The following is a 5,479-nucleotide window of genomic DNA, read 5'->3' on the forward strand; positions in this document are numbered from 1 at the left end:
TTAAAAAATGGAAGAACACTTGCCGAGTATGGTGTGTTATGGATGATTCTTAAAAGTAAATTAGCGGCCGACCAATTTAAAGATCAGATTGGCTTTTTTCAAGATCCAATCTGCGAAGAATTGTCATTATATTGTTATGACATGTATCGAAATATGGACCATATCGATTTTGATGTTTTAATGAGTTATATCGAAAAAGAAGAGGTTCGTAATTTATTGGTAAGCCTAATGGAAAATCCGTTTCATGTTTATGAATATAATGAAGACTTCTTTAACGATAGTTTAATGAAGATCAAAGAATGTACTTTACAAGACCAAATCGATCAGATCAATAATCAGATCAAGAATGTTCAAGATCCGATGATTAAAATTAGTTTGGCGAGTAAAAAACAGGAATTAATTATTCAAAGAAACGAAATCAACCATCGAAAGGAAGGATAAAAGTATGGCAAATGAAACTCAAAAATTAAAGTTTATAAGCTTGGATGAGGCAAAAGAATTCTTGCTAAAGAGTAAGGAACAAAATGCAGATGTTTCTCAAAAACAATTCTTAGATGCAGTCAGTGCTTTAAATTTAGATGATGACACATTGGACGATCTATATAACTGGATCGATGAAAATATGATTGAATTCATTGATGGGGATGAATTGGATGAAGATGATTTAAATGAGGATGATTTAAACGATGAAGATTTGGATGAAGAAGATTCAATCGCGGAAGAAATTTCACAACTAGAAAAAACATTCGCGAATGCATCACATGCCAAAATTAATGACCCGGTTAAAATGTATTTAAAAGAAATCGGTCAAATTCCATTGTTGGATCCTAAAGAAGAGCCAATTATTGCGCGTCAGATTCAAGAAGGGGAACAGGCAAAAGAAGATATTAAAAACCCAGATTTAAGTGAGGAAGAAAAGAAAAAACTCGCAAAAATTATTGCGGATGGCGAAGAAGCGAAACAAACATTGATTTCTTCAAACCTTCGTTTAGTTGTATCTATTGCCAAAAAATACGTAGGTCGTGGAATGTTATTCTTGGATTTGATTCAAGAAGGAAATTGTGGTTTGATCAAAGCCGTTGAAAAATTTGATTACACAAAAGGATTTAAATTTTCAACATATGCGACATGGTGGATTCGTCAATCCATTACGCGTGCTATCGCAGACCAGGCTCGTACAATTCGTATCCCAGTACACATGGTTGAAACAATCAACAAATTAACACGTATTCAACGTCAATTGGTACAAGATCTAGGTCGTGATCCAATGCCAGAAGAAATCGCAGAAAAAATGGAAAATATTTCTGCTGAAAAGGTACGCGAAATTCAAAAGATTGCCTTAGATCCAGTGAGCCTTGAAACTCCAATTGGAGAAGAAGATGACTCTCACTTAGGCGATTTCATTGAGGATAAAGATACATTATCTCCAGATGATTATACAAACAATCAATTGTTGAAAGATGAAATCAATGCTGTTTTACAAGGACTTACGGAACGTGAAGAAAAAGTATTGCGTTTACGTTTTGGTTTATTAGACGGAAGAACTCGTACGCTAGAAGAAGTTGGTAAAGAATTCAATGTCACTCGTGAGCGTATTCGTCAAATTGAGGCGAAGGCATTGCGTAAACTAAAGAATCCAAATCGCTGCAAACGCTTAAGAGACTTCGTAAAATAATGATACCTTGTTCGAATCGTATTCAAGAAATATTAGAATGGGTCAATGGCGATTGTATTGCAGATATTGGCTGTGATCATGCCTATGTTGTCTGCAACGCCATTTTAAATCATCAATCCAAAAAAGGCTATGCTTGTGATGTGGCACAAGGTCCGTTGGATAATGCCAAGAAAACCATTGAAGATAATGAACTGTCTGATTTTGTATCTTGTCGATTATTAGATGGCATTCAAGGTTTGAATGAGGATGTGGATCAAATTATTATTTGTGGCATGGGCGCTAAATTGATCATAGATATTCTTTCAAAAGGGAATTTACATTCTGGTTTGAGATTCTTATTATCAAGCCATAAAGATGATTTTATTTTACGAGAATATTTACGCGATCATAATATTCATATTGTTCGCGAAAAAATGATTTATGACAATGGACATTATTATCCAATTTTAGATTGTGTCGTGAAAGATCACATTCAAGATATAAGTACTTCACAACTTCATTTTGGTATGAATATGAAAATGGATTCAACGTATTTATCCTATCTAGATTTTGAAGAGAATAAATATAAAAATATTCTTTCAAAAGTCAATAAACCTGAATTTCTTGAAAAAATTGAATATATAAAAGAAATCCGTACTCAGAGAATTTCCTGAATACGGATTTTTGGCTTTTCGATGTCTTGCGATAGATAATCTTTAACTTGGTTTGTCAAATATGTAGGGGTACTTGCACCACTTGTGATCGCAATTGTGGAATAGGGTTCAAAATCCTTTTTATCAATGTCTTCAACCGTTTGAATGGAAAAGACATCAGGAATACCCGCCTTTTTTCCAATATCAACTAATTTTTGTGTATTATTACTCGTAGGATCTCCAACAACGATTAAACAATCGACATTTTCAAGATCTAAAATAGCTTGTTGACGAACTCTTGTTGCATTACATATTTCATCATGGAAGATTGCGGATGGATAAAGTTGTTTGATTTGATCAAAAGTGTCTTTTAATTCATAGATGGACATCGTTGTTTGATTTGTCACAAAAATTTTGTTTGTATCAACATTTGGAATCTCTTTCTTTGGCTCAATCAAATATACATTTTTACTCATTGTATAAATCGATTCAGCTTCTGGATGTTTGTTTTTGCCAATATAGAAAATAGTATAGTCCTCATCCAAATATTGTTTTACGATCTTTTGTGTCTGTAAGACAAATGGACAACTCGCATCCACAAGAATCAACCCTTTTTCTTTGGCTTTTTCATAAACTTTTGGACTAACACCATGCGCTGTAAAAATTACGATACCTTCACTAATTTCATCCAATAATTCGTAACGTGTTTTATTCTTGTTTTCAATTGTATCAATTGAATAAGATTGAAGGGCCTTTTTCACATATTGATTATGTACAAGATTTCCTAAAATCGTAATCTTTTGATCTGGATATTGAATTCGTGTTTTCTTTGCGACTTCGATGGCTTTTAAAACGCCTCCACAATACCCCTGAGGCTTGACTGTAATGATATTTTGTGTTTTCATATATACATTATGCCCTAATTATTTGTATTTGTAAAATGAGAAGAATTTTGGGATAATACTAAAGTAAAGGATGTGAAATTTATGAATAATCGTATTCAAGAAATAATGGATTTAGAACATTTTAAAACATTAACACCCATCCAAGAACAGGTGTTAAATCGTAAAAATAAAAATAGAGATATTATCGGTGTTTCAAGTACGGGTTCAGGAAAGTCTCACGCTTTCTTTATGCCCATCTTTGAAAAACTAGATTTTGATCAAGATTGCGTACAAGCCGTCATTTCTGCGCCAACTCGTGAACTTGCTTATCAATTATATGATCGTTGTCGTAAGATTGCCAAACATTTTAATGTGCGCGTAAAGCTTGTGACAGGTGGTATGGAAAAAGTAACGCAAATGGAAAAACAACCACAAATCGTTATTGGTACACCTGGAAGAATGAAAGACATGTTTATTAAAGATAATGTTTTACGTTTAGATACAGCTAAAATTGTTGTCATTGATGAAGCGGATATGACATTAGAATTTGGATTCTTAGAAGATATTGATGAAATCTTATCCAAAATGGACAAGAAAGTACAAATGATGGTCTTCTCGGCAACCATTCCAGAATCTTTACAACCTTTTTTAAAGAAATATTTGTATGATCCTGAATTTATTGAAATTAAAAAGGAAGAAGCTTTTCAAAGTGATGTAAAACACATTCTAGTTCCTTGTAAGCATAAGAGTTATGAACAAAAAATCTTAGATGTTCTTCCATGTATTCAGCCCTATGTTTGCTTGATTTTTGCGAATACGACGCAAGAAGCACAAAACATTGCCAATACGACGCGTGAAAATGGGTATGATCTCGTTGAACTTCATTCAGGCCTTGAATCGCGTCAACGTATGCAGGCTATTAAAATGATTCAAAGCCAAAAGAAGAGTTATATCGTTGCCAGTGATATTGCCAGTCGTGGAATTGACTTAGAAGGAATTACACATGTGATTAGTTGTGGCTTCCCTAAAGATTTAAAATTCTATATTCACCGTGCAGGTCGTACGGGAAGAGCAAGTCGTGATGGTCAATGTATTGCTTTATATAAGGAAAGTGATACGAAATCGATCCAATCTTTAATCAAACAAGGTATTGAATTTGAGCATCAAGATGTGAAGAACAAACAATTTGTGGATTTAAAACCATATGTTAATAAGCGTCCAATGAAAAAGGATGCGTTCCATGAAGAAGTTGAAAAAATCGTTCATAAGAAAAAGAAAGTAAAACCAAATTATAAGAAAAGACAGCGTCAAGAAATTGATCGTATGAAACGTAAAAAGCGTCGTGAAATGATCAAATCAGATATTAAGCGCCAACAAAAAGAACGTGCTAAAGAAAGACAACGTCAAAAAGGAATGGATATATGATCTATTTAGGAAGTCATGTTTCTTTTAAGAGTCCTAACTACTTTAAAGGAGCCATTGAAGAAGCTTTATCTTATGGAGCTAATGCCTGTATGATCTATACAGGACCGCCTAGTAATACGCGTCGAGTGGATGTATCAAAATTAAAGATTGAAGAAGCTAAAAAAATAATGGCTGAACATGATTTTTCAATCGATCGTGTTATTGTACATGCACCCTACATTATCAATTTGGCCAATGCTCTAAAACCTGAAACGGCTTTGTTTGGGCAAGACTTTTTAAAGGCAGAATTAGAAAGAGTTTCTAAAATTGGCGCTAAAACACTAGTGCTTCATCCAGGAAGCCATGTAGGCGCTGGAATGGATATTGGTATTGAATGGATCATCAATGGTTTAAATGAAGTCTTAGATCATGATACAAGTGATGTCAAGATTGCGCTTGAAACGATGGCCGGAAAAGGCAATGAATGTGGTTTTACATTTGAACAACTTCAAAAAATTTATTTAGGGATTCATAAAAAAAGCCGCATTGGTTTTTGTATGGATACATGCCATATTTGGGATGCGGGTTATGATATCACTCACTTTGATGAAGTCCTCAATCAATTTGATTCAATTTTAGGCTTAGAAAATCTATTATGTATGCATATCAATGATTCTAAAAATGAATTGGGTGCCCATAAAGATCGTCATGAAAATATAGGTAAAGGCTACATTGGCTTTGATGTATTGTACGCTATCGTGCATCATCCAAAGTTAGAACATGTCACAAAAATATTAGAGACTCCATTTGTGGATGGAAAAGCTTGTTATAAAGAAGAAATCTCAGCACTGCGCTGAGATTTCAGACTGTTGACAAAGTAACTG

The 5,479-nt window shown here is 33.8% G+C and carries 5 protein-coding genes and 1 pseudogene; 5 read left to right on the plus strand and 1 reads right to left on the minus strand.

The annotated features are described in order from the left end of the window. From EUBIFOR_RS12935 to EUBIFOR_RS05445, 3 genes and pseudogenes are all read left to right on the plus strand, one after another. A pseudogene (locus EUBIFOR_RS12935) lies at positions 1 to 441 on the plus strand (hypothetical protein); the annotation flags it as partial. A 4-nt stretch (positions 442 to 445) separates the two neighbouring features. After that, positions 446 to 1,675: an RNA polymerase sigma factor RpoD gene (gene rpoD / locus EUBIFOR_RS05440; protein ID WP_003864959.1), complete on the plus strand. Its 1,230-nt coding sequence runs from the start codon at positions 446 to 448 to the stop codon at positions 1,673 to 1,675. Further along, complete coding sequence (locus tag EUBIFOR_RS05445; RefSeq protein ID WP_003864960.1) at positions 1,675 to 2,328, plus strand: tRNA (adenine(22)-N(1))-methyltransferase; 654 nt, start codon at positions 1,675 to 1,677, stop codon at positions 2,326 to 2,328. Before rpoD ends, EUBIFOR_RS05445 begins: the two co-directional genes overlap by 1 nt. Here the strand turns inward: EUBIFOR_RS05445 and ispH are convergent. Then, entirely contained in the window at positions 2,313 to 3,212 is a 900-nt protein-coding gene (ispH, locus tag EUBIFOR_RS05450) for a 4-hydroxy-3-methylbut-2-enyl diphosphate reductase (protein WP_003864961.1), read from the minus strand. The two genes, EUBIFOR_RS05445 and ispH, sit on opposite strands and share 16 nt — an antisense overlap. A gap of 81 nt (positions 3,213 to 3,293) precedes the next feature. Here ispH and EUBIFOR_RS05455 point away from each other — a divergent pair, with 81 nt between their 5' ends. Continuing rightward, positions 3,294 to 4,616, plus strand: a complete 1,323-nt coding sequence (locus tag EUBIFOR_RS05455) for a DEAD/DEAH box helicase (protein ID WP_003864962.1) — start codon at positions 3,294 to 3,296, stop codon at positions 4,614 to 4,616. After that, positions 4,613 to 5,452 carry a deoxyribonuclease IV gene (locus EUBIFOR_RS05460; protein WP_003864963.1) on the plus strand — a complete coding sequence of 280 codons (840 nt, stop codon included), beginning with the start codon at positions 4,613 to 4,615 and terminating at the stop codon, positions 5,450 to 5,452. Before EUBIFOR_RS05455 ends, EUBIFOR_RS05460 begins: the two co-directional genes overlap by 4 nt. The last annotated feature ends 27 nt before the right edge of the window (positions 5,453 to 5,479 follow it).

It is taken from the genome of Holdemanella biformis DSM 3989, assembly GCF_000156655.1.
Taxonomy (GTDB): domain Bacteria; phylum Bacillota_I; class Bacilli_A; order Erysipelotrichales; family Erysipelotrichaceae; genus Holdemanella; species Holdemanella biformis.

Coding starts and splice junctions, on each gene's coding strand:
- rpoD (WP_003864959.1), top strand. CDS start 446: ATGGCAAATGAAACTCAAAAATTAAAGTTTATAAGCTTGGATGAGGCA.
- EUBIFOR_RS05445 (WP_003864960.1), top strand. CDS start 1,675: ATGATACCTTGTTCGAATCGTATTCAAGAAATATTAGAATGGGTCAAT.
- ispH (WP_003864961.1), bottom strand. CDS start 3,212: ATGAAAACACAAAATATCATTACAGTCAAGCCTCAGGGGTATTGTGGA.
- EUBIFOR_RS05455 (WP_003864962.1), top strand. CDS start 3,294: ATGAATAATCGTATTCAAGAAATAATGGATTTAGAACATTTTAAAACA.
- EUBIFOR_RS05460 (WP_003864963.1), top strand. CDS start 4,613: ATGATCTATTTAGGAAGTCATGTTTCTTTTAAGAGTCCTAACTACTTT.